The organism is Pontibacter lucknowensis, assembly GCF_900156415.1.
GTDB lineage: Bacteria > Bacteroidota > Bacteroidia > Cytophagales > Hymenobacteraceae > Pontibacter > Pontibacter lucknowensis.
Map to the genome: position 1 here is coordinate 386,284 of NZ_FTNM01000002.1, position 26,078 is coordinate 412,361.

The 26,078-nt window shown below is 49.3% G+C and carries 29 protein-coding genes; 12 read left to right on the forward strand and 17 right to left on the reverse strand.

Features of this window, described 5'->3' with window-relative positions; all coding sequences use genetic code 11:
- Positions 1-5: 5 nt before the first annotated feature.
- The 4 genes from BW972_RS07815 to BW972_RS07830 form a co-directional block, all read right to left on the reverse strand.
- Entirely contained in the window at positions 6-899 is an 894-nt protein-coding gene (locus tag BW972_RS07815) for a metal ABC transporter solute-binding protein, Zn/Mn family (RefSeq protein WP_234986322.1), read from the reverse strand.
- A 40-nt stretch (positions 900-939) separates the two neighbouring features.
- Positions 940-1,596: a metal-dependent transcriptional regulator gene (locus tag BW972_RS07820; RefSeq protein WP_007658845.1), complete on the reverse strand. Its 657-nt coding sequence runs from the start codon at positions 1,594-1,596 to the stop codon at positions 940-942.
- Positions 1,597-1,784: 188 nt separating this feature from the next.
- The gene (locus tag BW972_RS07825) at positions 1,785-2,783 is read right to left on the reverse strand and encodes a 3-oxoacyl-ACP synthase III family protein (RefSeq protein ID WP_007658843.1); all 999 of its coding nucleotides are present in this window, start codon (positions 2,781-2,783) and stop codon (positions 1,785-1,787) included.
- 76 nt (positions 2,784-2,859) lie between these two features.
- On the reverse strand, positions 2,860-3,990 hold the full coding sequence (locus BW972_RS07830) for a glycosyltransferase (protein ID WP_076421705.1): 1,131 nt from the start codon (positions 3,988-3,990) through the stop codon (positions 2,860-2,862).
- Between the two features lie 51 nt (positions 3,991-4,041).
- Here BW972_RS07830 and BW972_RS07835 point away from each other — a divergent pair, with 51 nt between their 5' ends.
- Positions 4,042-4,854, forward strand: a complete 813-nt coding sequence (locus BW972_RS07835; protein WP_076421706.1) for a 2,3,4,5-tetrahydropyridine-2,6-dicarboxylate N-succinyltransferase — start codon at positions 4,042-4,044, stop codon at positions 4,852-4,854.
- Positions 4,855-4,947: 93 nt separating this feature from the next.
- Here the strand turns inward: BW972_RS07835 and BW972_RS07840 are convergent, their stop codons facing one another.
- A complete protein-coding gene (locus BW972_RS07840) occupies positions 4,948-5,337 on the reverse strand; it encodes a VOC family protein (RefSeq protein WP_076421707.1) in 390 nt (129 codons plus the stop codon).
- Between the two features lie 2 nt (positions 5,338-5,339).
- The gene (locus BW972_RS07845) at positions 5,340-6,245 is read right to left on the reverse strand and encodes a 3-hydroxybutyryl-CoA dehydrogenase (RefSeq protein ID WP_007660458.1); all 906 of its coding nucleotides are present in this window, start codon (positions 6,243-6,245) and stop codon (positions 5,340-5,342) included.
- A 435-nt stretch (positions 6,246-6,680) separates the two neighbouring features.
- Here BW972_RS07845 and BW972_RS19720 point away from each other — a divergent pair, with 435 nt between their 5' ends.
- Positions 6,681-6,833, forward strand: a complete 153-nt coding sequence (locus BW972_RS19720; RefSeq protein ID WP_007660459.1) for a lmo0937 family membrane protein — start codon at positions 6,681-6,683, stop codon at positions 6,831-6,833.
- Positions 6,834-6,900: 67 nt separating this feature from the next.
- On the forward strand, positions 6,901-7,050 hold the full coding sequence (locus BW972_RS19725) for a lmo0937 family membrane protein (protein ID WP_007660460.1): 150 nt from the start codon (positions 6,901-6,903) through the stop codon (positions 7,048-7,050).
- 71 nt (positions 7,051-7,121) lie between these two features.
- Here BW972_RS19725 and BW972_RS07850 read toward each other — a convergent pair whose 3' ends face one another.
- Together BW972_RS07850 and BW972_RS07855 are read right to left on the reverse strand one after the other, a co-directional pair.
- Complete coding sequence (locus BW972_RS07850; RefSeq protein ID WP_234986323.1) at positions 7,122-7,739, reverse strand: hypothetical protein; 618 nt, start codon at positions 7,737-7,739, stop codon at positions 7,122-7,124.
- A 107-nt stretch (positions 7,740-7,846) separates the two neighbouring features.
- The gene (locus tag BW972_RS07855) at positions 7,847-9,472 is read right to left on the reverse strand and encodes an ABC-F family ATP-binding cassette domain-containing protein (RefSeq protein ID WP_007660462.1); all 1,626 of its coding nucleotides are present in this window, start codon (positions 9,470-9,472) and stop codon (positions 7,847-7,849) included.
- A gap of 332 nt (positions 9,473-9,804) precedes the next feature.
- Between BW972_RS07855 and BW972_RS07860 the strand changes: the two genes are divergently transcribed.
- Both BW972_RS07860 and BW972_RS07865 read left to right on the forward strand, forming a co-directional pair.
- Complete coding sequence (locus BW972_RS07860; RefSeq protein ID WP_007660463.1) at positions 9,805-10,275, forward strand: DUF4199 domain-containing protein; 471 nt, start codon at positions 9,805-9,807, stop codon at positions 10,273-10,275.
- 49 nt (positions 10,276-10,324) lie between these two features.
- Positions 10,325-10,783, forward strand: coding sequence for a DUF4199 domain-containing protein (locus BW972_RS07865; protein ID WP_076421708.1), 459 nt, complete (start codon positions 10,325-10,327; stop codon positions 10,781-10,783).
- A 93-nt stretch (positions 10,784-10,876) separates the two neighbouring features.
- On the opposite strand, the gene BW972_RS07870 is transcribed toward BW972_RS07865, so the two are convergent.
- Positions 10,877-11,107, reverse strand: a complete 231-nt coding sequence (locus BW972_RS07870) for an SH3 domain-containing protein (RefSeq protein ID WP_007660813.1) — start codon at positions 11,105-11,107, stop codon at positions 10,877-10,879.
- 314 nt (positions 11,108-11,421) lie between these two features.
- Between BW972_RS07870 and BW972_RS07875 the strand changes: the two genes are divergently transcribed.
- Positions 11,422-11,823 (forward strand): hypothetical protein, encoded by a 402-nt coding sequence (locus BW972_RS07875; RefSeq protein WP_076421709.1) that lies wholly within the window; start codon positions 11,422-11,424, stop codon positions 11,821-11,823.
- A 50-nt stretch (positions 11,824-11,873) separates the two neighbouring features.
- On the opposite strand, the gene BW972_RS07880 is transcribed toward BW972_RS07875, so the two are convergent.
- Positions 11,874-12,263, reverse strand: coding sequence for a hypothetical protein (locus BW972_RS07880; RefSeq protein ID WP_007660811.1), 390 nt, complete (start codon positions 12,261-12,263; stop codon positions 11,874-11,876).
- A 269-nt stretch (positions 12,264-12,532) separates the two neighbouring features.
- Between BW972_RS07880 and BW972_RS07885 the strand changes: the two genes are divergently transcribed.
- The gene (locus BW972_RS07885) at positions 12,533-13,348 is read left to right on the forward strand and encodes a murein L,D-transpeptidase catalytic domain family protein (RefSeq protein ID WP_007660810.1); all 816 of its coding nucleotides are present in this window, start codon (positions 12,533-12,535) and stop codon (positions 13,346-13,348) included.
- Between the two features lie 80 nt (positions 13,349-13,428).
- Here the strand turns inward: BW972_RS07885 and BW972_RS07890 are convergent, their stop codons facing one another.
- A complete protein-coding gene (locus tag BW972_RS07890; RefSeq protein ID WP_200805479.1) occupies positions 13,429-13,620 on the reverse strand; it encodes a hypothetical protein in 192 nt (63 codons plus the stop codon).
- Between the two features lie 274 nt (positions 13,621-13,894).
- Between BW972_RS07890 and BW972_RS07895 the strand changes: the two genes are divergently transcribed.
- Together BW972_RS07895 and BW972_RS07900 are read left to right on the forward strand one after the other, a co-directional pair.
- Positions 13,895-14,692, forward strand: coding sequence for a M48 family metallopeptidase (locus BW972_RS07895; RefSeq protein ID WP_234986324.1), 798 nt, complete (start codon positions 13,895-13,897; stop codon positions 14,690-14,692).
- A 42-nt stretch (positions 14,693-14,734) separates the two neighbouring features.
- Positions 14,735-15,643, forward strand: a complete 909-nt coding sequence (locus BW972_RS07900) for a diacylglycerol/lipid kinase family protein (protein ID WP_007660162.1) — start codon at positions 14,735-14,737, stop codon at positions 15,641-15,643.
- A 7-nt stretch (positions 15,644-15,650) separates the two neighbouring features.
- Here the strand turns inward: BW972_RS07900 and BW972_RS07905 are convergent, their stop codons facing one another.
- Positions 15,651-16,880 (reverse strand): metallophosphoesterase, encoded by a 1,230-nt coding sequence (locus BW972_RS07905; RefSeq protein ID WP_007660161.1) that lies wholly within the window; start codon positions 16,878-16,880, stop codon positions 15,651-15,653.
- The gene (locus BW972_RS07910; RefSeq protein ID WP_007660160.1) at positions 16,880-17,515 is read right to left on the reverse strand and encodes an LON peptidase substrate-binding domain-containing protein; all 636 of its coding nucleotides are present in this window, start codon (positions 17,513-17,515) and stop codon (positions 16,880-16,882) included. The genes BW972_RS07905 and BW972_RS07910 overlap by 1 nt, the downstream gene beginning before the upstream one ends.
- Before the next feature lie 158 nt (positions 17,516-17,673).
- On the opposite strand from BW972_RS07910, the gene mtgA reads away from it, so the two are divergent.
- Both mtgA and BW972_RS07920 read left to right on the forward strand, forming a co-directional pair.
- Positions 17,674-18,411: a monofunctional biosynthetic peptidoglycan transglycosylase gene (mtgA, locus tag BW972_RS07915; RefSeq protein ID WP_040574168.1), complete on the forward strand. Its 738-nt coding sequence runs from the start codon at positions 17,674-17,676 to the stop codon at positions 18,409-18,411.
- Positions 18,398-18,892, forward strand: coding sequence for a YybH family protein (locus BW972_RS07920; protein ID WP_007656376.1), 495 nt, complete (start codon positions 18,398-18,400; stop codon positions 18,890-18,892). Before mtgA ends, BW972_RS07920 begins: the two co-directional genes overlap by 14 nt.
- Positions 18,893-19,072: 180 nt before the next feature.
- Here the strand turns inward: BW972_RS07920 and BW972_RS07925 are convergent, their stop codons facing one another.
- The 4 genes from BW972_RS07925 to BW972_RS07940 all read right to left on the reverse strand — a co-directional run bounded on the left by BW972_RS07925 (position 19,073) and on the right by BW972_RS07940 (position 24,673).
- Positions 19,073-20,212 (reverse strand): App1 family protein, encoded by a 1,140-nt coding sequence (locus tag BW972_RS07925; RefSeq protein WP_007656377.1) that lies wholly within the window; start codon positions 20,210-20,212, stop codon positions 19,073-19,075.
- 57 nt (positions 20,213-20,269) lie between these two features.
- Positions 20,270-21,106: a M48 family metalloprotease gene (locus BW972_RS07930; RefSeq protein ID WP_007656378.1), complete on the reverse strand. Its 837-nt coding sequence runs from the start codon at positions 21,104-21,106 to the stop codon at positions 20,270-20,272.
- Between the two features lie 217 nt (positions 21,107-21,323).
- Complete coding sequence (locus tag BW972_RS07935) at positions 21,324-24,173, reverse strand: M16 family metallopeptidase (RefSeq protein ID WP_076421711.1); 2,850 nt, start codon at positions 24,171-24,173, stop codon at positions 21,324-21,326.
- An 89-nt stretch (positions 24,174-24,262) separates the two neighbouring features.
- Positions 24,263-24,673 (reverse strand): hypothetical protein, encoded by a 411-nt coding sequence (locus BW972_RS07940; protein ID WP_007656380.1) that lies wholly within the window; start codon positions 24,671-24,673, stop codon positions 24,263-24,265.
- A gap of 140 nt (positions 24,674-24,813) precedes the next feature.
- On the opposite strand from BW972_RS07940, the gene BW972_RS07945 reads away from it, so the two are divergent.
- Positions 24,814-25,881, forward strand: a complete 1,068-nt coding sequence (locus BW972_RS07945) for a DNA topoisomerase IB (RefSeq protein WP_083674138.1) — start codon at positions 24,814-24,816, stop codon at positions 25,879-25,881.
- Positions 25,882-26,078: the final 197 nt, after the last annotated feature.

The window sequence follows — 26,078 nt, forward strand, 5'->3', positions numbered from 1 at the left end:
CCTTCTTATTTTAAAGAAGTTATAATCGTGTTTGTGTTATGCCGCACCATCCCGGTATAGGTGCCTTCCGGGGTGCCCTCTTCGCCCATGGCATCAGAGAAAAGAGTGCCGCCAATACGCACAGTGTGCCCGCGTTTGCTGCTGCCCTGCACCACGGCCTCAATGGCTTTCGGCGATACCGAAGACTCCACAAAAACTGCCTTGATCTTGTTGGCCACTATAAACTTGACCAGCGAAGACACATCCTGCAGACCGAACTCAGATAGGGTAGAGATACCCTGCAGTCCGCGCACCTCTATGCCGTAAGCCTCGCCATAGTAGCCAAAAGCATCGTGCGCCGTGATCAGGATGCGTTGCTGCTCCGGTATGGAGGCAATGGCGGCTTTGGTTTCGTTGTGCAAGGCTGAGAGTTCACGCAGGTAGGCCGCTGTTTGCTCCTGATATACCGCTGCATGCTGCGGGTCCTTCTTCTGGAGTTCACTGCTCAGGTGCCCTACCAACTGCATCCAAAGCGATACATCGAACCACACATGCGGGTCATGACTGTCGGCATACTCCGCTGACTTTAGCAACTGGTGGTCAGGTATACCTGCGGTCGCGGCCAACACCGTTTTGTAGCGGCTCAGCTTTTCCAGCACTTCCCCCATTTTGCCTTCCAGGTGCAGCCCGTTGTAAATGATGACATCGGCTTCTGTCAGCATGTTCAGGTCGCCCTGGGTAGCCTTGTACAAGTGCGGGTCGACGCCGCTGCCCATGATCGCGTCCACATCGGCCGCGTCGCCCACTATGTTCGCGACGGCGTCCTTCAGTATACCTGTCGTAGTCACGATCCGCATCCGCTTTCCGGCGGGTACCTCGCCTCGGCTATCAACCTGTGAACAGGCCGTACCCATCAGCATAACCATTAACAGGCTTAGGATTAGAGTAAAGGCTCTCATGCTAGGCAGACAGAAAAATATTGCGGGCCACCTCACTGGATACCACCAGGTTCTTTTTGTTTTCCAGGTTTATTTCCAGCGAGTTGTCATAAGGTATCTTGTCTATTACTTTAATTTTGGCTCCCAGGAATATACCCATTTTGTCAAGGTATTGCAGGAAGAGCGGCTGGGAGTCATTGACGCCTACTACGGTACCGGAACTGTTTACTTCCAGGTCAGCGAGCAGGCACTGCTGCTTGGTATTCATCTCGCCGTCTTCCGTAGGAATAGGGTCGCCGTGGGGGTCAAATTTTGGATAGCCCAGGAATTCATCGAGCCGCCTGATGAGCAGATCAGAGTTGATGTGCTCCAGTTCCTCCGCCATATCGTGCACTTCATCCCAGTTGAACTTCAGCTTCTCTACCAGAAAAACCTCCCATAACCTGTGTTTGCGGATGATCTGTAAAGCCACTCGTTCGCCTTTCCCGGTCAGCGTCACACCACGGTACTTCACATAGTCGGCTATACCTTTGGCACTGAGCTTCCGCAGCATATCGGTTACCGACGCAGCCTTGGTGTCCAGCGCATCTGCAATAGCATTGGTGTTCACCTCACGGTTGCCGCCATCCGAAAGCTTGTATATGGCTTTGATGTAGTTTTCTTCAGTAAAACTATGCACAGGTTTTTAATTGAGTGAATAATCGGTTGCGTGAGTTAGTGATTGAGCGGCTTGTTGACTGAGTGGTTGAATGATTGCGTGAGTTAGTGATTGTTTATAGTTTGATATAATTTATCCTTTAAAAATGTAAGATTCATATATCATACTTTATCTACAATCACTAACTCACGTAACCACTCAATCATAAATTACCAACGGATAAGCGCAGAGGCCCAGGTGAAGCCGGAGCCGAAAGCTGCCATGCATACCAGGTCACCCTCTTTGATGCGTCCTTCCTGCACGGCTTCGCTCAAAGCGATCGGTACAGAAGCTGCAGTAGTATTGCCATACTTGTGAATGTTGCTCATCACTTTTTCGGCTGGGAGCCCCATTTTCTGCTGTATGTAAGAGGTGATGCGCAGGTTGGCCTGATGCGGTATAAGCATGTCTACATCAGATGCCTTATATCCATTTTTATTAAGTGCTTCTTCAATTACCTCGGGGAAGCGTGTCACGGCGTGTTTGAACACCTGGTTGCCGTTCATGTAAGGGTAAATCGTGCCTTCATCGATCATCTCGTGCGTCAGGCGGTCCTTTTTGGTACTGCCCGGATCGATCACAGCCAGCTCCTCAGCAAACTCGCCATCGGAGTGCAGGTGCGTGGACAGGATGCCGCGCTCGTTGCTTTCAGAGGGAGTGAGGACCACCGCACCGGCACCGTCACCGAAGATTACCGATACGTTACGGCCGCGGGTAGAGAAGTCCAGACCGTTCGAGTGAATCTCGGAGCCTACCACCAGAATGTTGTCATACATGCCGGTTTTGATGAACTGGTCTGCTACCGAAAGTGCATACACAAAGCCAGAGCATTGGTTGCGCACATCCAGCGCTGGTATTTCTTTTAGTCCCATTTCACGTTGCATGAGCACCCCGGAGCCAGGAAACACATAGTCCGGGCTGAGGGTGGCAAACACGATCATGTCTACGTCTTCAGGCTTCAGGCCGGCCATTTCAAGTGCTTTCATGGAGGCCTTGGCTCCCATATTGGAGGTCGTATCTACCCCTTCCTGGAAATAGCGACGCTCCTGTATACCTGTTCGCTCACGGATCCATTCGTCAGAAGTTTCCATGAGTTTTTCCAGATCAAAATTGGTGACCACCTTCTCAGGTACATAATGGCCTACGCCAGCTATCTTTGAATTTCGCATAATATAAGGTTTAGCTTTACAAATATACTGATTCTATTTCAATTTAGATTCGTCTAAAAATAATTTTTAATGTTGCCTATACCTGAGCTAACAGTTGGTTGATGACATGTAGTAGTTTTACTTCTTCGCTTTCCCAATAAATGGAAGCAGGTATACCTGATTGATAAAAGGCTTTGGTGGTCAACTGTTTGGTGAGCTCGTCTATGTTTATTTGGATAAAGTCAACAGATATGCCCGCCTCGTTTCCCTCTACTATACCTTTCCACAAAGGGTTTTCCTGGATCAGAATAGGTAGTCCGAAGACCATGTATTCATATAGCTTGGTAGGGATGCAACGAAATGTGCTGGCATTGGGTCGATAGGGCAACAAACCAATATGGCTTTTCTCTATCTGCTGCAGAATAGCCTGGTGCGGTACCAGTTTGTCACCGCCTATCAGCTCTACGAAAGGCAGTGCCTGGCAGGCTTCTCTGAGTTTCGTCAAGGTATGGCTGCTGGCACAGTAGCCAATAATGGTCAGCTTTACATTTCCCCGAACCGCCTGCAGTTGCTTTGCCAGCCCAATAGCCTCCCATATCCCGTACTCTTCTGCTATAGTGCCACTGTAGATCAGGCGCAACTGCCCATTAGCTGGCAGGCTGACCGGCGTTGCAGGCTCGATCGGATTGCCTTTGTACTTGTTCTGGATAAAGGTATAGCGGTTGCTGATGAAGGGAAGTTCATCGGCATAACTAATCTCAGCCAGCAGGAAGTGGTCTGTGTGGTTGGCTGTTATCTTTTCAACACTTCGTACCGCCAGGGCCAGTAGGTGCTTGAGAGGCCAGCTGTAATTGTGCTGTGCGCGCAGGTTGAGGCTATAATTCTCCCGTATGTCGTAAATGATCCTGGCGCCATACCTGGCTTTATACAGCAGGGTGGGTAGCAACAGTTCGTGTGTGCCTACAATAACTACCTGTGGTTTGATGTGCTGCAGCAGACGGTAATAGTCACGCTGGGCAACCATACGGCCCGCGCTCAGCCTGCGAAACCGGAAGATCGGGTGGAAGTGCATATTGGCCGGTGCTCCGGCAGGTAAAGGTGCTTCGTAACCGGCTACATGGATGCTCAGGTCCGCTAGTTTGCTAAGTGACAAGCCCAGCTTTTCGTAAAGGCGGGTATCATTTATAGGTTTCAGGAGCGAGGCTAGCAGGATTCTCTTTTCAGACATCGCCTAAATTTAATACTTTTACGCATTCATTCTCTAAAAACGAAAAATAGCATGGCATTACAGCAGATAATAGAGCAGGCCTGGGAAAACCGTGACTTGCTGAAAGAACAGAATACGATTGAAGCGATTCGCGCTGTCATAGAAGAGCTTGATAAAGGACGTCTGCGTGTGGCAGAGCCGGCAGGTAACGACTGGAAAGTAAACGAGTGGGTAAAAAAAGCGGTGCTGATGTACTTCCCGATCCAGGCCATGAAAACGATCGAAGTGGGACCCTTTGAGTTTCATGATAAGATTGCTCTGAAGAAGAACTATGCCGAGCTGGGTGTTCGTGTCGTGCCGCATGCGGTGGCCCGTTACGGTGCTTACCTTGCCAAAGGCGTGATCATGATGCCATCTTACGTGAACATCGGCGCCTATGTAGAAGAGGGTACCATGGTAGATACCTGGGCGACTGTAGGTAGCTGTGCTCAAGTGGGCAAGCATGTGCACCTGAGTGGAGGCGTTGGTTTGGGCGGTGTGCTGGAGCCTGTACAGGCGGCCCCGGTGATCATCGAAGACGGAGCCTTTATCGGATCGCGCAGCATCCTGGTAGAAGGTTGCCGCATCGGTAAAGAAGCAGTGATCGGTGCAGGTGTAACTATCACAGGCAGTTCCAAAATCATTGACGTGACAGGTAGCGAGCCGAAAGAGTACAAGGGTTATGTGCCACCGCGTGCTGTTGTGATACCCGGTTCCTATACCAAAAAATTCCCTGCAGGTGACTTCCAGGTGCCTTGCGCCCTGATTATTGGCCAGCGCAAGGAGAGTACTGACCTGAAAACGTCACTCAACGATGCGCTTCGTGAAAATGCAGTAGCTGTTTAATTTCTATAATTCCCTTTATTTAACAGAAATCCCCCTGCCATATCAGCAGGGGGATTTCTATTTTTAGGGTATAGCTTAAATCATTAATATAGCCTAGCCTCTTGAATGCAGGGCAACTCGGTTACCTTCGGTGTCTAGGAACAGGGCCATAAAGCCGATGTCTTCCGCTATCAGGGTTTTGTCCTGCAGCACTTTCCCGCCTGCTTGCTCAACCCTGGCCAGTTCGTTAGCCAGGTCACCGGAAGGAGAGGAGAAGTACACCAACGTTCCCTCGGTTGAAGGTGTATAGTGCTTGTCGTGCTTTACCAGAGAGCCGGGAGCGCCAGAACCTTCATCCGACCAGGGGAACCATGCCATTTCCTCTTCGCCCACCGGCTGGTAGTGCAAGGTATAGCCCAAGACGGATTCATAGAATCGAATGGCCCGCGGCATATCTGTCACCGGTATCTCAAACCAGCCTACTACATTAAAGGTTTGTGCCATGGTTATTGCGCGAAATGCTTTTTCTTGAAACGGTCCGCCACAATCAGTTCTTTGCTGCCGTGCGTCCAGGAGTAGAAGCCCTGTCCTGACTTCACGCCTTTATGACCAGCCTGCACCATGTTTACCAGCAGTGGGCATGGGGCGTATTTCGGGTTACCAAAGCCATCGTGCAGCACGTTCAGGATCGAAAGGCATACGTCCAGCCCAATGAAGTCTGCCAGTTGCAGCGGTCCCATCGGATGCGCCATGCCTAGTTTCATGATGGTGTCGATCTCTTCCACGCCGGCTACACCTTCATAGAGGGAGTAGATGGCTTCGTTGATCATCGGCATCAGGATGCGGTTGGCAACAAAACCTGGGTAGTCGTTACACTCAGTAGGCACTTTGCCCAACTGCAGCGACATGTCCATCACCTGGCTGGTCACTTCGTCAGATGTAGAATAGCCGCGAATAATCTCAACCAGTTTCATCACCGGCACCGGGTTCATGAAGTGCATACCGATTACTTTATCCGGGCGGTTGGTTACCGAAGCGATTTTAGTAATGGAGATAGAGGAGGTATTGCTGGCCAGTATCGCCTCTGGCTTGGCAAAGGCATCCAGGTCTTTGAAAATCTTCAGCTTAAGATCTACATTTTCGGTGGCTGCCTCTACAATCAGGTCAGCCTCCTGCACACCCTGCTTCAAATCAGTATTTGTGCTGATTCGGTCTAATGTCTGATTTTTTTGCTCTTCCGTCAGGTTGCCTTTGGCCATGATGCGGTCGAGGTTTTTAGTAATAGTGGCGAGTGCCTTGTTGAGCGCCTCTTCCGAAATGTCAACCAATGAAACTGAGAAACCATTCTGGGCAAACACGTGGGCGATGCCGTTGCCCATAGTGCCCGAACCAATGACTGCTATTTTCTTCATAGTACTATATGCGTGTAGTTAGAAATCTATTACAAAGCTAATAGAATTCGGACAAACATCGGTTTTAAAAACATTTCTCTTGGAAGACTTCAATTTTTAGGGTCCTGTAAAGGCAGATGTGTTACCTGAAGGTACCAGGTATAGTTAATATTCTATACAAAATTATGTCAGGCAATTTTATTTGTAACCGAAGTGCTGATTTAACTGTAAATCAAAGAAATATCGACCTGTTTTAGGTGATACATAATAATTGATAAATAAAATATTGGTTTAAAGTATACAAAAAAATGCGATTATATACATCCTTTAAAGTATAGAGCTCGTAAAAAGCTTAAAACAAAAAAATGCAAAGCTGGTCAATAGCCCGGTTTTGAAAACAAAGCAGACGGTTTTGCTTTCAATGCATTGAATAGGAGAAATTAAAACTAAACAACTATGGGAAATTTACTGTATATCATAGCCGTTGTGCTAGTTATCTTTTGGCTGATCGGATTCCTCGGATTCCCTGACGCTGTAGGTGGTATTATCCACGTACTTTTAGTGCTGGCTGTTATCGCAGTGCTGCTGCGACTGATACGAGGCGCTTAACCTATATAGCGTAACTACGTTAGATAGGATAACAGACTATATTTTCGAAATTAAAATATTTAAAACTATGGGAAATTTATTGTATATCATAGCCGTTGTGCTAGTTATTTTTTGGCTGATCGGATTCCTCGGATTCCCTGATGCTGTAGGCGGATTGATTCACATCTTATTGGTGATCGCCGTGATCGTGGTATTGCTACGACTCATACGGGGCTGATAATACTAACTCAAAAACAGAAAAGGCTGCAAGTAATTGCAGCCTTTTCTGTTTTATGCCTCTGAGTAAGATTACTTTCTGAAAGGAAAGCTAAAACCGGCTCTGATAACCGGGTTTGAGTAAGGCGAGGCATAGGAGTCGTTGAAGTTGTAAAGTAGCAATATATCTGCTGCACCCCGTTCGCCAATTTTTTGCCTGTAGCCAAGTCCTGCCATAGGTATACCTATAAAGCGCCTGCTGAACTCATACACTCCTGTATTGTAATTCATCAAAGGAAGTTCCACACTCAGTTGCTCAAATTCACCATGAATCACGAAGTTTTCAAATACCTGCTGCTGCGCAAACACGCGGCCGCCGTAGTTGTGCATGCTGTCGCCCCTGAACCTCCTGTAATGATATACACCGCCTATACCTAGCCAAAAGGTTTCAGTAGCACGATAGCCCAGCACTGGCAGTAGTGATACGTTGGTAAATGTGCCAAACTGCAAACCAAAGCTACCACCCCAGAACATGCGATCGATCAGCGCCTGTGGTGCTTCTTCTCCCGGGCGAACCACCTGGGGGCGGATTACCTCAGGCTGGGTTTGCGGCTGTATCACACGGGGCTGTCGTTGCTGCTGGGGCTCCACAGTTGGTCCTGTAGGCAGTTCACGTTTGCGGCGCACCGTGTCGGGTTCTGTCTGGGCCATGACCGCTGTGCTGCCCAGCAGGCAGCACAGCGGTCATGGCCCAGTAGTTTGTAACTATAGCGTAGCGGCATATCTTGCTTTATTACAGGTTGTCGCAGGTATATACGCTATACCTTAGCTGTGGCGTACATTTTTTTGCGGAGCTCCTTGATGTTGTCATCTGACAGGTACTCCTCGTAGCCCATGCGCTTGTCGATGATGCCACCCGGTGTCAGCTCGATGATGCGGTTGGCGATAGTGTCCACAAACTGCAAGTCGTGTGAGGAGAACAAAATGGTGCCATCGAAATCACGCAGGGAGTTGTTCAGTGCTGTGATCGACTCCAGATCCAGGTGGTTGGTGGGCTCATCAAACACGAGCACATTGCCAGATTGCAGCATCATGCGTGAGAACATGCAACGTACTTTTTCACCACCCGACAGCACGTTGGCTTTCTTGAGCGATTCTTCGCCCGAGAACAGCATACGGCCCAGGAAACCGCGAATAAAGCTTTCATCTTTCTCAGTAGAGTACTGACGCAGCCAATCCACCAGATTCAGGTCGGTATCGAAAAACTCCTGGTTATCTTTCGGGAAGAATGAAGCAGTGATAGTCGTGCCCCACTTAAACTCACCAGAATCAGGGCGCTCTTCTTCAAAAAGAATCTTGAAAAATGTAGAAGCGGCTATGTCGTTTCGTCCAATCACAGCGATCTTGTCGCCCTTGTCTACCATGAAAGAGATATCGGTGAAGATCGGTTGGCCGTCAACTGACTTGCTCAGGTTCTCCACATGCAGTATCTGGTTACCGGCTTCGCGCTCTGGTTTGAAAGCGATGTATGGGTACTTGCGTGATGAAGGCTGAATGTCTTCTACGGTCAGTTTCTCGAGCAATTTGGCCCGTGAGGTCGCCTGTTTCGATTTAGAGGCATTGGCGCTGAAGCGACGGATGAATTCTTCGAGTTCTTTACGCTTGTCCTCTGTCTTCTTATTGGCATCGGCACGCTGTTTCAAAGCCAACTGGCTCGACTGGTACCAGAAGCCATAGTTACCGGCAAACATCTTGATCTTACCGAAGTCGATGTCGGCTACGTGTGTACACACGGCGTCAAGGAAGTGGCGGTCGTGCGATACTACGATCACTGTGTTTTGGAAATTGTCCAGGAAGTTCTCCAGCCACATGATCGACTCGGCGTCCAGGTGGTTGGTTGGTTCGTCCAGCAGCAGGATGTCCGGGTTGCCGAAGAGGGCCTGGGCCAGGAGTACACGTACTTTCTCGCTACCGCTCAGGTCTTTCATAAGTGAGTAGTGCAGGTCTTCGCTGATGCCAAGTCCGCTCAGGAGTTCAGCTGCCTCATACTCAGCATTCCAGCCTTCAAGGTCTGCAAACTCGCCTTCCAGCTCAGCAGCACGCTCTCCATCAGCATCTGTGAAGTCTGCCTTGGCATAGATGGCGTCTTTTTCCTGCATGATATCAAACAGGCGCTTGTGGCCCATGATAACCGTCTGCAAAACCGGGAATTCGTCGTACTCGAAGTGATTCTGCTTCAGTACTGCCAGACGAGCGTTGGCTGGTATCTCTACAGTCCCGGTATTGGGATCAATTTCACCGGAAAGTATTTTCAGAAAGGTAGACTTGCCCGCGCCATTAGCCCCGATAAGGCCATAGCAGTTGCCAGGCAAAAACTTGATGGTTACGTCTTCAAACAGGGTACGCTTGCCATAAGACAGGCTTACATTGTTGGTGCTGATCATAGATAGCTTAAAATGAGTATATGAAACGATTGCGGTGCAAAATTACGAAATAAAAACCGTCTTTTTTTCAAATTGCTGTAAACCAATGGGCTAAGGCGTGGCTATGGGTTGGTTAATTGCTTTTAAATGAAGCAATTCGGGCTATATTCTGAAAAATTTATGGCTTAAATCACAACGCCACGCCACTTTCTCTAGTATATTGATTTAATTATATACGGCAGATTGCACCTGCTTTGAAGAGCATTGCGCAAGGCAAGCTCTGTTTTATAACCAATCGTGCAACTAATCTGTTCATTTTAAAAACTTAGGATTTATATCAAAATAGTATTCATATGGCACTATCAAAAATCACATATCAAAAGGTATCGCTTAAATATGGTATTTTCGTAGGTATAGCGCACGTGCTCTTTTTTCTGATCATGCGCCTGCTCAACCTGCAAAACAGAATAGAGCTCTCCTTCCTTAGCGCTGTTTTCCTGATTATAGGTATAGCAGTGGCTATTTCTCAATTTAAGAAAGCGAAGGGAGGGAACATCAACTATTTCCAGGGCTTGGCCATAGGAGCGACCACAGGTGTAGTTTCCTCTACCATACTGGCTCTTTTCCTGGTGCTGTATGTTACCGGGCTGGATACAGCATACCTGGCTAATCTGCAGTCAAGTTCACTGTTCCCGGTAAGTTTGTCGGTGCTTTCACTCTTTGTGCTAACCATTATATACGGTACAATTCCGGGCTTTATCATCGCTTTTGTCGCCATGCAGTGGTTTAAACGTGCAGACCATGCCGTGCCAGAGCGTATCTAATGAGCAAAATTCACTTTTATAATCTGAACAAGACACCCGATACACCACTATGGAAAAAATTGGCCTCAAATACGGCCTGTTCACGGCACTGGGACTGATCGTTTACTTTTTGCTGATGAAGCTTGTCGGACTGGAGCAGGTCATTGAGCTGCGCTTTCTGAACGGTGTGATCATGGCAATAGGTGTTACCATGGCCATTCGTGCTTTTAAGATAAGCCGTCAAGGCAACATCGGATACTTCTCTGGCCTTGGTACAGGCATCATCACATCTGCCCTGGCAACAGTACTGTTCGCAGTATTTATGGTCATCTACATCAAAGCTTTTGATGATGCCCTGCTAAATGTGCTGGCCGGCGAGCAGTTCTTTGGTGGGCGTATGGCCATCACACCTGGTATTGTAATCTTCATGGTCCTGATGCTGGAGGGTGTGATATCCGGCTTTATGGTGGCCTTCATTGCCATGCAATGGTTTAAGCGCCGCGACCACAAAGTACCCGGCAGCCCGTGACAGATATAAGCTTAAAGCAGACAAGATATTTTCAAAAAGAGAGGCGGCCCGGAATTTTCCGGGCCGCCTCTCTTTTTGGATTTTACTGCCGTCTCAACTTACCAGGTTGTCGGGCCGCTGTATAATTTGTACAACTACTTCATGTAAATCGCCTTCCTCGTCTTTTAGTTTATAAATGACCATCGGGTTGTCTGCATCATGTATAGGGGTGATATTGACAACTTTACCCGCGTCCAGCCTGTCTTCGAGCTGTTGCGTCAGGTCTTGAAATGCTTTTGCGAAGTTAACCTCAAGCGAACTGGGATTATAATATTTGGTTTTCATGGTTATTTCACTTTATATGGAGGGAGCCGCCTTTGCGGAACCGGGAGCCACTGTTAAAAATACTATTTCGAGGGTTTTTCTTTTTATACTGTTATCGGGTGGCTTAGTTACGATATAGCTGATTTTGAATACAAGTTGTTTTTATAGTTTAAAATCATTTTGAAATCTTGCTATTTATATAATATTTGCATTAAGCTATGCTATTAGAAAAATATAAAAAATATGCCTTTTTTAGCCGAACTAATGTAATGTAATTCCGTTCATAACACTAAATAACAAAGAGTAGCCGTTTATCGGCGAAATGCCCGAATACCATGAAAAGAATTATACCCATACTGATTATACTAGGATTTACCTTTAACACTGCACACGCGCAGCGGTTAAAGGAAACGGACGACGATCTGGATAAAAAGGTATTGGCTATCAGCCTGACCGGTCCCCAGATGGCGATCCTGGAAATGAAGCGCGAACTGAATCTGAGCGAAGAGCAACTGATGCAGGTAGAACTGTTACATGAGGAGCGGTACCAGCGGATGGCTGAAGCTGAAATGAATCTGGAAGACCCACTGAAACTGCAACGTACCTACAGAGAGATACAGATCCAGCTGGATAAGGTGATGGCTGGCATCTTGACCGAAAAACAACTAAAACAGTTTCTGGAACTGGAAGGGCGTCAACACGTCAATTTACTGACTGGTAATGAGGAGGAAGAGTAATAGCCTATACTTCTGCAAAAACAAAGCCCACCATATGGTGGGCTTTGTCATTAGTTAGAAACGGGAAGCGGTCGCAGGTAGGTGATTTCACTCACCTTGCTCAACGCATTAAAACGAACCTCAGCCCGGTTTGCCTCGGACAGCTTATTTCGTTCATTGCAATGTGATCCTGGTTCAAAGTAGTATATGAATACACGCTGCCCCCGGCGCATCAACTGCTCCGCATCGGGTTTTCCAAGTATATCTTTGACTTCCTCTTCCGGACGTCCATATAGCTCGCGGCGTATTCCATCAAACTCTTTCACCATCGTACTGCGTTGCCCCTGGCAGCCTCTCTTGTCCTGTTGCCATTTATCACTGTCAAAGCCTTCAATACGGGCCGGGTCAGCGCAACCCAACAGCAGCATCAGTAATAGGGTATAGAAGTAGTACGTTTTCATCTGTGGTTCTCTTACCTCAAAATTGCAGCATCCGACTTTGGCATACAAGTAAAAGCAACAATTTATAAAACAGAAAACTGCATAAGCCGAAATAATACACTTGCCATACATACTAAGTTGCAGGTCCACAAGCGTTTAGCATATATGTGGGTGCGATGAGCTTGACGATAGACCGCATATGGGATATAAACAAGGCAAAAGGGAACAATTGTTGTGTTTTTCCCTGTTAGTACTGTAATTGCGTAAAACCCTATAAGTAGAATAACCCTATGATAAGAGCTATTGTCACCTCTTTTGCCCTTAGTTTCATGCTGGTTGCCACTCCTGGCGGGGCACGACACGATGAGTCGGAGCCGACGGGACGCACGGCTGAAACTGTTCTGACTTCCACTTCACTTGCCCGTTTGTCCTTAGCCGAGAAAAAACTTGCATTCGATGAACATGTGCAGGAGGTTTATAACAGATCGGGTTTGAAGATGGCCGGACTTTCTTTCAGTGTGTTTGAGCGGGCTTATACCGGTTACCATAACTTTAAGCAGGACGGTCTGACGGCAACTGACAAACAGATCCTCACGGTTGTTGATTTCACCAAGCCGAGCAACCTGAAGCGCATGTGGATCATTGATCTGGATGCGAATAAAGTGCTTTATAACAACCTGGTGGCCCATGGCCGCAATACAGGAAATGTAAGAGCAGAGAAGTTTTCGAACGAGCCTAACTCCAACATGAGCAGCATGGGCTTCTACCTCACCGACAAGACTTATTATGGCAAGCATGGGCTTTCCCTGCGCTTGTCAGGTATGGATGAGCAATTTAACTCCAAAGCCATGGAGCGTGCCATCGTACTGCATGGCGCTGACTACGTAAGCGATGATTTTGTGAAGCAGTATGGTCGGCTAGGCCGTAGCCTGGGATGCCCGGCTGTGCCAAGAGCTATTTCAGGTAACGTGATCGAGCTGATCAAGGACAATACTGTACTGTACATTCACAGTGCAGACAAAACCTATACCTCGGACTACCTGAACATTGAGCGAGCCGTTGAAGGCTTTGCAGCGCTGCAGGGTACAACGCCCGTTAGTGCATAGAAAGTTTGCCAACCGAATAAAACAGAAAATGCCACGCCGGATTACCGGCGTGGCATTTTCTGTTTTATAGCTTTATAGATTTAGGTCTGGTCTTTTGTCGTTTTTACCAGGTTGATACCAGCAAAGAAAAAGATCAGACCTACTACAAAGGGTACAGCGGCCGTGTACTGGCCAATAGCCGCGCCGTCGCCTCCCATTACAAAAGCATATGCCCCCCAGATGATGCCGATTATACCTAGTATGGTCAGAATGGCACCGAATGTTCGTTTCATATTCATGATAATTCGTTTTAGTTGAAGCTGCTTTTGCAGCGATTTTAATGTATTACGAATTTCATATAAAATAGGGTAGCTATTTATAACCCTTCTGCCTATACCTGTCCTCTTCTGCTCGTTTTTTTCCGCGCGCTTGCGTATACTTTTTAGTGCAATAAAAGTATATGATGAAGCAGCACACCCGACTGACTCAGATACTTTTGTGCGATAGCTGAATAAGGATTTGAATGGCAGTTAAAAATTTAAGGAGAAGCGTAAGATGAGAGCAGTCATGAAGTTGATCGTCGCCATTCTGATCGCGGCGGTATCACTGGTCACGTACTGGTGCAACAGACAGGAAAATGAGTTTACAGGCCAGGTGCAGCACGTAGACATGACCGTAGAGCAGGAGATCGCGCTGGGACTGCAGACCGCCCCCAAAATGGCATCTCAATATGGTGGGTTGCACCCTGACGAGCAGGCGAGGGCACAGGTAAACGAAATAGGGCAGCGCCTTGTTCAGAATACCCGTGTCAGAGAAACACCCTATAAGTTCGACTTTCACCTGCTGGCCGATGAAAATACAGTAAACGCATTCGCTTTGCCTGGCGGACAGATCTTTATAACAGCTGGCCTGCTGCGCCGCCTCAGTTCAGAGGCCCAACTGGCAGGAGTGCTGGGCCATGAGATAGGACATGTGGTTGGACGGCACTCTGCCCAGCAACTGGCCAAGGCAAAGCTCACCCAGGGCCTCACCGGCGCTGCTGCCATTGCCACTTATGATCCGAATAATCCTGCCTCGCAAACCGGTGCTGTGGCTGCCGCCATGATTGGGAAATTAATGAACATGCGCTATGGCCGGGAGGATGAGTTGGAGTCCGACAGACTGGCTGTGCGCCTGACAGGTGAGGCTGGTTATGACCCGCGGGCCATGATAGAGGTGATGCGCATTCTGGAGGAAGCCAGCGGTGGTGCCAGTGGTCCTGAGTTCACTCAAACGCACCCAAACCCAGGCAACCGTATAGCTGAAATTGAGCGTGCCATCCAACAGAAATATCCAAATGGCTTGCCCGCTGGTTTGATCGACTAAGCCATCAAACTTAAAATCAACCAAAGACACCACGACAGCAGCATGCAACAAGAGGATAAGATCAAAAACCTGCTATTTGTTATCAACCCCATCGCAGGCGACATAGACAAAAGTGAGCTGGAGGAAGAGATAAGGACTGTCTGTACCGAGCATCAGCTGAACTGCACCATTTACCGCACCACCGGTGAAAGAGACCACGAGCATGTAAAGAAAAAAATCGAGCAGCATCAGTATGATGCGGTGTTTGCAGTAGGGGGAGATGGTACGGTCAGTCTGGTGGGCGCCTTGCTGATAGGCAGTAAGACGCCCCTGGGCATCATCCCGCTCGGTTCAGGCAACGGGCTTTCCAAGGACTTAGGTATACCGCAGGACACAGAGGAGGCGCTGCAGCTGATCCACGAACACGTGATACGCAACATCGACACCATTGACCTGAACGGGCAGCCTTCTATTCACCTCAGCGATCTAGGTTTTAATGCGTTGGTCGTAAAGCGATTCTGCGAGGGTGACAAGCGAGGCCCGGGTGCCTATGCCTGGATAGCCTTGCAGGAATACATGAACTACGAACCAAAGTTCTACCGCATTGAAACCGATACGGAGAATTTTGAAGGAGAGGCTTTTATGGTCACGATTGCCAATGCCAATGCCTTTGGGAGCAATGCTGCCATCAACCCGAGCGGTATCCTGAACGATGGCCGTTTTGAAATCTGTCTAATTGAGCCCTTTCCGAAGGCTGCAGCTCCAGCACTGCTGTTCCGCATGTATACAGACAACATAGACGGGTCGGTTTATACCCGCCGCATCAGCTGCCGCAAAGCCACGGTTTACAACGTTGACCATGAAGTGGTGCACATCGATGGGGAGCCGGCCGAGTTGGGAGAGGAGATAAAAGTTACGATGCACCCCAAAAGCCTGAAAGTCATACTGCCTATACCTGAAGAGGAAGGTTGAGCCAAAACTATACCTCCTGCGTCTGCTCTTTTGGCTGCAGTACGGAACCGAGTTCTTTTCTGAACACTACAGCTCCGGGTTTTGAAACATTTTCCCCCTCAGTCACTGCGAGGGCTTCTATCCATACCTCTCCGGTATCATAATAGTTAAGCACAAAAAAGCCCCGCTGCTCCAGCGTAAAAGTGGCTTTGCCGCCCTTCTTCACGAATGATGTTTTACTCCCGGACCCGCTGACAATGTAATGGTTGTCCCGCACTTCAAAGTGCTGCAGGTTGTGGTCGTGCCCTGCCACATATACGATGTTGCTGTACTGATGGAAGATACGAAGCAGGCGTTTGCGCATTTTGCGGTATTTACGGTGCGACATGTCCTCGTAGGCACCGAACATTTTGCGGTAGAAGGGATACAGCGAGCCAAAAATGGGCAGCGGAATATAAAAGCGCTTGTGGGCGGCCGTCAGCGGAAATATGTGTTGCTTGATCGTGAACTTGCCACCATGCAGGGCATTGCTGTAAAGTGGGTGGTGCGCGGCCACCACGATGCGCTGGTGCCGGTTTCGTCTTAAGATCTTGTTCAGGCGCAGGAAGAAGTCTTCGATGTCATCATAGGGGCAGCCCTGTTTGCGGCCCATCGGCTTTTCGCCGCGCTGCACCCACCACTGTGTGTTGATGATCACCAGCAGCAGTCCATCGGCTAGCTGTATAGCCTCCGGGCCTGGACAACCATGTCGTGGCAGGTAGCTGCATTCGTCCTGCAGTGTATCCACCACATACTTTTCTTGTCGCAGCACATATTCCAGTCCTTTTTTGCGTCCTTTGTTCCAGTCATGGTTACCGCTCAGAAAGATCTTGCGTCCTGCATACGCTCTCATTTGATGCAACAGAAAGTCCAAGCGCTCTTTGGCGGCAGGGTAGTGGCGGTGGGTTTCAGCAGGGAGTCCAACAGGATACAGGTTATCGCCCAGAAACAGGACGCTACCGTCTGGTCCTGTATTATGCTGCCATTCATCTAACAGCTTCATCACAGGGTCGGTGCCATCGGTCGCCACATAGCCAACGTCCCCCATAAAAGCGATGCTGTGCACCAAACGGGCCTCTGGTTTGGGCAGGCACTTGCGCCAGCCAACATCCGATAGTTTGTAGAAGGGTTTGTTCCGGTACTTGAGCTCTTGCCAGTAGCTGAACAGCCCAAATACCAAAAATAGCACAGTAGGTATGAGAATAAAGTATAGCAGCATCAGAAGTTGGGTGGTGTAAGGTTTTTGAAATGCCCATTGAGCTTGACACGTTCCTTCAGCTTTTCAGTTTCGGCTACGATGGGCAATACCTGTTCAAGGTGCTGAAGGATCATCTCTTGCCGCAGTGCCTCACTGTTACACTGCAATAAGGTATATTCCTGTTCTGTATTGAGGCCTAAATTGTGGGCTACGTCAAAAGAACTAAAGTTTTCGGGTAGCTCCATCAGGATACTGCTTATACCTAGAGCGGTATACAGTTCCTGCAGTTTCTCACGTATTTTCATCTTTGTCACGATGTCCTCGTCCTCCACGTTCTCTACTTCCTCTACTTTGCCGCCTGCATACAGTCTGCCCGGTGCCTGCCTGTCAAACTCCAGTATCTTGAATATGCCCAGTCCCTGGGTGCGAATATCCATCTCACCGGTGTCGTATTTTTTCTCGACGTGCAGCAGTTTGATCTCCGTGCCATACAGGCCCACGCCATTGTTAATGAAGGCAGGTATCCCAAAAGTGCCCTCGTTTTCGATGCAGTCGTGGACCAACTGCTTGTAGCGTGGCTCGAAGATGTGCAGGTTCAGCTTCTCGCCCGGAAACACCACGATATTCAACGGAAACAAGGGCAGATATTTTTGCATGATCTATTCTTTAGCTTAATAACAGGCAAGTACTGGTTTTGTATATGGAATACGGGTATGATCAGAGCCGTGTTAAGTATCGTAATTCAGTCAGGTTGCTTTTGTTGCATTATAAGCCAAAACACTTAGCTTTGCGCACTTATTTTCAACCTCTTAAAATGAAGAAGAAACGGCTGGGCTTTCGCGAGATCAGGCTCGTCATGACAAAGCTTTTGCTGAGCCTCGTGCTCCTGAGTGTGCTATGGGTATTGGTATACCGTTGGGTGGCTCCACCTGTAACGCTGCACATGGTCAAGCGCCGTGCTGAAGCCGGTGTGGCAGGCAAGGAGGATCCTGCGATCAGGTATAAATTCGTGTCGTTGGAGGAAATGTCGGACCAGTTGCCGTTGGCTGTGGTGGCGTCGGAAGACCAGCTTTTCCTAGAGCATCATGGCTTCGATTTCAATGCCATTGCCGATGCGTTTAAACGTAATCAGAAGGGGACCAACATCAGAGGGGGGAGCACCATCAGTCAGCAGGTGGCCAAGAACGTGTTTCTGTGGCATGGCCGGAGTTACCTGCGCAAGGCTGTGGAGGCTTATTTTACTTTTCTGATCGAAGTGCTCTGGGGCAAACAGCGTATTATAGAGGTATACCTGAACATTGCGGAGATGGGGGATGGGGTGTTTGGTGTGGAAGCGGCCTCTCAAAAGTACTTCAACAAACCGGCATCGCAGGTTGGTCGTCAGCAGGCGGCACGTCTGGCGGCGGTCCTTCCCAACCCGATCCGGTATTCCGCCGGTCGACCTTCGGCTTATGTGCTGGGCCGACAGTACCGCATAGCCCGCGCCATGGGCCGACTGGGCGGAACTACTTACATCAAAACCATACTTCCTGAGAAAGATGAGAAGAAATAAGTTAATCTATGCGCTGGTCCTGGGTATAGGCCTGTCGACCGCAGCCTGTCAGCAGCAGGAGGAAAAGCAGGTGGAGCTTGACGCCAATGCTCCTGTTACACAGAACACGGCGGTGGCAGAAGCCCAGGTGCGCAACATGCTGGCCTCACAATCAGCTTGCTGGAGCCAGGGCGACCTCGACTGCTTTATGCAGGACTACTGGAAGTCGGACTCCCTGCTGTTTGTGGGCAAGAGCGGCCTGACCTACGGCTGGCAAAAGACCCTCGACAACTACCGCAAGAGCTACCCTGATCCGGCCGCCATGGGCAAGCTGACCTTCAACCTGAAGGAAATGCGCCACTTGTCTGCTGACCACATGCTGGTAGTAGGCCAATGGCACCTGCAACGCGAAGCCGAACTGGGCGACCTGCAAGGACACTTCTCCATTATCCTGAAACGCTTTCCCGACGGTTGGAAGATCATAGCAGACCATTCGAGCTAGTCAAGTTTGAGAGTTTAGGAGTTAATAAGAGGGATGGAATGAAGGGTTTAATGATTTCAGGTATACCCTTCAACTATAATATTTTAAAAGCGGAAGGCCTGCTCCATAGCAGGCCTTCCGCTTTTAAGCTGTAAATTAACTCTCAAACTCTTCAACTCTCAAACTCTCAAACTCCTAAACTTATTCATCTCCCGCGGCATCCACTTCTGTTTCTCTGGCGATCTCTGGGAGTTCTTCTGTGAAAATGTAGCCGCATTGGGCGGCGTGTTCGGCGGCTTCGAGTGTTTCTTTCACAAGCACCATCTCCACTTCTTTGTTGTCTTTGAATTCGTCGAAAATGGTGACTACTTTTTTGGTGTGCTTCTCGATGTTGACGTCCCGTATGTAAATGGCCAGTACACGGCCGGGATGCTTTTTGACCACTTCTGCATAGATCTCGGCATCCTGCTGCCCACTGTCACCGATCAGGATGAATTTGAGCTCCGGGTAAGTGATCAGAATATTTTCGATCTCCTTATACTTATGGCTCATGTGATCGGAGGCGCCAAGCTTGCTTTCATCCATTCCAAAGTCACGCAGCAGGAGGGGACCTTGTGGGATCTCGTTCAACTCCAGGAAGTGGTAGAGCAGGTCATAGGTGTTCCAGGGACTGCTCGATACGTAGAAAAAAGGATTATTGCGTTTTCCGTTTCGCCCTAGCTGCAGTGATTTGTAAAAGGATGAAACACCATGGAAAGGTATACGGGAGTGGGCATTATTAAGCAGTACGTTCCGGCCTGTCTGCAGCATACTGGTGGCACCGGTTCGCACAATGGTGTCGTCGATGTCGCTGATAATGCCATACTCTGCATCAGGTGGTGGTACCAGTACATGCGCCTGGGCCTTTACCGGCCCCTCAAAGGCTACAGGGGAGTCTGTTAGCGTTATGTTGATCGTATGCCAGATATCATCGAGTACCAGTGGCTTTTCGGGAGCCAGGTTCATGACGAAATAACCTTCTACATCGGTGGTAATCTCGTGCTTCTGATCACCCAGGCACAACTCTACCCGTGCCCCCGGTATTTCGCGACTGTTAAAGCGCTTGTACATGTTTAGAATGTTCTCCCACAGGGTATCGTTCTCTTCTGACACGGTTATGCCTTTATCAACCAGCACACGGCCTTTTACATACAGTCGGTTGGGGGTTCCGTAGCTTCGGTAGGTCATAATGTGCAGCGGGCCGAACATATTGAGTTTGCGGCGCAGATTGAAAGTTAGGGTATCAAACTTTTCCTCAACTTTTAAGACAGCTTTCGCAGCAGTGTTTTTTATTTTTTTCATAGTCTGCAGGTATAGGTTGTGAACAGAAAGGCCTGCCCTGCGGCAGACCTTTGCTGGTTATAAGTTCAGGCTTCTTTTCAGTTCATTGAAGTCCGTGTTAGCGGCCCCGTCAGTGGAGCAGTTGCGCTGCCGCGCCTGCTGCTGTATGTTCTCAATGCGGTTGTCCGGGTTGGGGTGCGTGCTCAGGAACTCAGGCGGATTGCTGCCCTGCGCCTGGTCGTTCAGCTTCACAAAAAAGCCCGCTGCTCCATCGCAGGCGTAATAATCGGTGCCGTCCAGGTAAACCACAGAGGCGTTGTCGGCTTCGGTTTCCGCACCACGGCTAAAGCGCAAACCAGCCAGTGTGCCTGCCAGCTGACCTGCTATCTGCTGAAGGGTGCCGGCATTGTTGCCTAGCGCTACCGAAAGCAGAATGGCGATGCCATACTCACGCTGTAGCTGTTGTACGCTGTGGCGCTTGTCGGCGTGGGCTATCTCATGGGCCAGTACACCGGCAAAGTGGTCCTCGTCGTCCAGAAACTTCATCAGGCCGGTATACACGTAAATGTGCCCTCCGGGTGCTGCAAAGGCATTCAGGGTCTCACGGTCGTCGATGATCTTCACGGACCAGACAAACTCGTTTCTGTATTTGATCTCCCCGGAGTTGAGGACCCGGTTCACGATGCGGTCGAGGTGGGTATAGGCTTTCTGTACATTGGCGTTGTTAGAGTTGCGCTCCAGCAGTTTGCCCTGGGCGCGGAAGGTGGAGTCCACTTGCTGCGATACCTGCTCACCTAGTCGGATGTCGTCCTGGGTGGAGAAGATCACCCCTTCATTGTCTTTGCAGCTACTCATGAAAAACACACTGACAAAGACAAGCAGCCAGGGTGCCGTACGATTGATATACTTCATCATAAAATTTAGAGTGATAAAATGTATTTAAGCTATGCGAAGGTGTAGCCGTTATCAGCCTCCTTCGGTTTGCTTAAAACTAACGCATATAGATTTTAGTATGCGCTTACGGATTAAAAATAGCCTTGGTTGGAAGGAGAGGGTTGGGGGATGTTCTGAGAAAATAGTGCAAATAAAAAAGCCCCTGAATTTCAGAGGCTTTTTCCAAGTGTAGTATGGTCTATTTTACGGATGAGGTACCTACGGGGTTGCCGTTGGTATCCAGCTCCACTACGTCGTAGCTCAGCTTCTGCAGCTCAGGCAACACTGTTTTCTTGTCACCCACCACCACGATGTGCATTTTGTCGGCTGGCAGGTGCTTAGCTGCCAGGGCGTCGATCTCCTGCTTCGTGATGTTGTTCAGTATCTGCGTCTGCTTGCTTACGTAGTCCTTCTTCAGGTCGTAGCGCAGGATGCGGCCCAGGAAATTCGCCTTTTGTGCAGGCGTCTCGTACTGGCGGGCATCTGACTGACCGATGGAGTTCTTCATGAACTGAAGCTCTTCTTCAGTAATGCCTTTGGTTCTGTAATCGTTGATCTCTTTCATGAATTCAACTACAGAAGCGGCAGTGGCATCGGCACGTACGCCAGCAGAGGCTGTGTAAGGACCAGCGAAGCGGCTACCACCGAAGCCTGAACGGGCACCGTAGGTATAGCCTTTATCTTCACGCAGGTTCAGGTTGATGCGGCTGTTGAAAGCACCACCCAATACAAAGTTCATCAATGATGTTCTGTAGTACTCACCGGTCGCGTCATAAGGCTGGGCCACGTAACCAATTCTGATCTCTGACTGTGCTGCGTCTGGCTTATCTACGAAGTAAATTTTAGTACCCGCAATTGCTGGAGCTTTCACATCAGCAGGAATGCTTACGTTTTTCTTCTTCCAGTTTTTAAGGAATCCCAGTTTGCTAACTATTTCCTTTTCGTTGATGTCGCCCACGATCACCAGCTCAGCTCCTGTAGGCGTGAAGTTGGCAGCGTAGAACTGCTTCACGTCGTCCAGCGTGATGCTGCTCACCGACTCCGTAGTTCCTGAAGTCGGGATAGCCATAATGTGGTTTTCGCCATAAAGCAGTTTGTTGTACACGCTGCTGGCGATGGCCGTCGGCTGCGTCGACTGGTTGGCTATACCTTCCAGCTGTTGCTTTTTCAGTCGCTCAAAGTCATCGGCTGCGAACTTAGGACGGAACAGGCGCTCTTCGAGCAGAACGAGTGTCTTGTCCAGGTTCTTCTTCAGCGACTGCACCGTTACATAGGTATCTTCTGTACCGGAGCCGATGCGGATAGAGCTACCCAGTTTATCGAGCTCGTTGGTGAATGCTTCTGACGTGTAGTTCTCAGTGTCCTCGTTCAACAGGGATGCCGTAAGTGAAGCTATACCTGCTTTTCCAGGATTGTTAGCTAACAAACGGTGTCCGCCAGGAATAGTCAGCTGCAACGTAACAGTTGGAATCTCATCAGACTTGGTGCCGATCACTTTCATACCGTTCTTAAACTTCGAAGTATAGAAGTTCGGTACGCTCACAGCTTTTGCCTGACCCGCTAACGGGCGCTTGCTGCGGTCAAACGAGTCAACTGCCTTGGTATAGCTCAGGCCGCTGTAATCCTGTGGCTGCGCTACCGACACATTGGTATCAACAGTATAGTTGTCAGCCTTAGCCACCATCTCCGGCTTGCCTTTTGGCACTACGCTCAGGATAACGGCGTGTTTGCCCTTGATGTACTGGTTGTACACACGCTTCACGTCGTCTTTGGTCAGCGCGTTGATGCGGCGGATTTCTTCCTGCAGGTAGTTCGGGTTGTTGCGGAAGGTTTCGTAGGCTGCCAGCTGCGATACTTTGCCGCTCACACTTGCCATACGATTGATCAAGCTCGACTCGGCAGAAGCCTTGTAGCGCTGAAGGTCTTCGTCGGTAACACCACGGGTTTCAAACTCAGCGATCGACTTGCGCAGGAGCTCCTCCATTTGTGCCAGTGTGCTGTTTGGATATGCCATGATGGTGATGCCAAATTCGCCAGCCAGCTCAGAAGTAGAGTTGAAGGCAGATGCCTGCATAGCTTTCTGCTCTTTTACAAAGTTTTTGTAGAAGATAGAGTTACGGCCCTGTCCCAGGATCTCAGCCAGTACGTCCAGTGCATGCTCGTCTTTGTGACCAGCCTCCGGCACCGGGTAGGTCATGCGCAGCATCGGGAAGCGGATGTTGTCTTCGTAAGAGATGTAGCGGTCAGCAGTAAGAGAGGCCAGCATTGGCTGCATGTCCTGTACGGCAGGGCCGGCAGGTATAGAGCCGAAGTATTTCTCCACCAGTTTTACCACATCAGCCGGGTTCACGTCGCCGCCCACTGTTACAGTGGCGTTGTTAGGTCCGTACCAGCGCAGGAAGAAGTTTTTCAGGTCGTCAACGTTCACACGGTTCAGGTCCTCGATGTAACCAATCGTAGTCCAGGAGTAAGGGTGACCATGCGGGTACAGGTGCTGCGATGTTTTCTCGTACACCAGGCCGTAAGGACGGTTATCGTAGTTCTGACCGCGCTCGTTCTTCACGGTTTCGCGCTGCACCTCAAACTTCTTCTGGGTTACAGCGTCGAGCAGGAAGCCCATGCGGTCAGCCTCCAGCCACAGAGCAGTCTCCAGCTGGTTGCTAGGCACAGTCTCAAAATAGTTGGTGCGGTCGCGGTTGGTAGTACCGTTCAGGGTACCGCCAGCATCTGACACGATTTTGAAGTGTTCTTCGTCGGCCACGTTGTCGGAGCCCTGGAACATCATGTGCTCAAAGAAGTGCGCGAAGCCTGATTTGCCTACCTCTTCGCGGGCAGAACCCACGTGATAGGTTACGTCCACATGCACCACCGGATCGGAATGATCTTCGTGTACGATCAGGGTGAGGCCATTGGCCAGTTTGTACTTTTCGTAAGGTATAACCAGTTCATCGCTTTTCTTGGTTACCTTTTCCACGAGTTTTGTCTGCGCCTCGGCTGCACTGACCACACTGGCTGTGAGCACGATACTCAAACCGATTTTCTGAAGCATATTAGTCTTTTTAGGTGAACGATTGGTCTTGTGTTAGGACCAATATAACACATAAAGGTTTAATGCTATAGAAAAATATAGACGAACGCCTATTTTGTCTCGGCAAACACTTGTTTAGCGAACATAACAGACACGGCCAGCGTCAAAAGCGCGACTACCAGCATGGCCGTAGTGAGCAGGAAAGCCATACCTGCCGTTTGGGTAGAATTAGGCTCAGGGGCTTCCTGCACCATCTCGAGCAGACGGATAAAATAGGTTCCGGATCGCCAGCCAAGCAGCAGCGTTAGCAGACCGGCCTCGGCTGTGCCCAGCAAAAAGCCCCAGCGCTGACGGCGGTTCAGAAAGTGCCCGGCAACCAGGGCCAGCAAACCACCGGCTATACCTGTGATAAGCGCAGTGCGGGCCTGCTCACCCGCCACATCAACGGCTACGGCGCCACAGCCCAGCATGAACACGCCAAAGAAGGCGTAGAGGTAGGAGATCTGTTTATGTATGGTCATGGGTATATCTTTATCGTGGGGCAAATATAAGGGTAAATGTTGAGGAGGTATAAGCAAAAGCGGGTGCACGATCTTTGGGGCGAATAACTTTTGCACAAGATTGAAGTATTATGGGCAGGAGGCGCCTAATGCCTCAGCAGATGACGAAGAAAGAACTACATAATTTATATAAAGATCCTGCCCTCTCGGCCGAGTGGGCGGGGTTAATCTATACCTCTGACGAAAAGCCGGGCATCACCCGCAAAAAAGCCGGTACCGGTTTCTATTACCTCAACAACAAGGGAGATAAAGTAACAGATGAAAAGGCGCTCGAACGAATCAAAAAACTGGTGATACCGCCCGCCTGGACCGAAGTATGGATTGCTAAATCAGCCCGTGGTCATTTGCAGGCTACGGGTAGGGACGACAAAGGGCGCAAGCAGTATATTTATCACCCTGAGTGGCAAAAAGCCCGCAACCTGACCAAGTTCGGCCGCATGATCACATTCGGAAAGTCGCTGCCCGCCCTGCGCGAACAGGTACAGCAGGACATCCAGTCCCGCAAGCTGGACAAGCGCAAGGTGACGGCCCTGGTGGTGTCGATCATGGATAATGCGCTGATTCGGATCGGGAACCGGGCCTACGCTAAGTCAAATAAGTCCTATGGCCTTACCACACTGCGCGACCGTCACGTGACCTTTAATGGCAGCACCGTCACCTTTTCGTTTGTAGGCAAGAAGGGGGTGGAGCAGAAGATCGACCTTAAGGATCGCCGACTGGCGCAATTAGTCAAAAAGTGTAAGGACATTCCGGGCTACGACCTGTTTCAGTATTACGACGAAGACGGGGAGCGGCAGACACTTGAGTCCGGCGACGTGAACGAATACCTGCGGGATGTGACCGCTCATGATTTTACGGCAAAGGATTTCAGGACCTGGGGCGGCACTGTGCGCATGGTGGAGTGCCTGGAGCGGGTAATCGACGATAACCCGGAGATCGATAAGGAGAAAGGTATAAAAGAGGCAGTGAAAGAAGTGGCGAAGGGCTTGGGAAATACACCAACTGTTTGCAGCAAATACTATATCCACCCGGAGGTAGTAAATCTATTCCGGGAGGACAAACTGCTGGGCTTCCTCAAAAAGCACGACCCCACCAAGTCAAAAAACAAACACCTCAGCAGCATGGAAACATTCGTGCTGAAGATGCTGGAGAAAAGTTTGAAAGTTTAGAAGTTTGAGAGTTTAAGAGTTGGGGAATTTAGTTTGAGGAGACATCTTTTAGCCCAGTTCTGCTGATTTTATTGGTAATAGACCTTAAAGGAGAAATCTGAATTTTTAACACAAAGGTAAAGCTTCAGATTTCTCCCTTTGGTCGAAATGACACGGAAATGCTTTAGTTTATACCATTGGATGATTGTATGTTATAA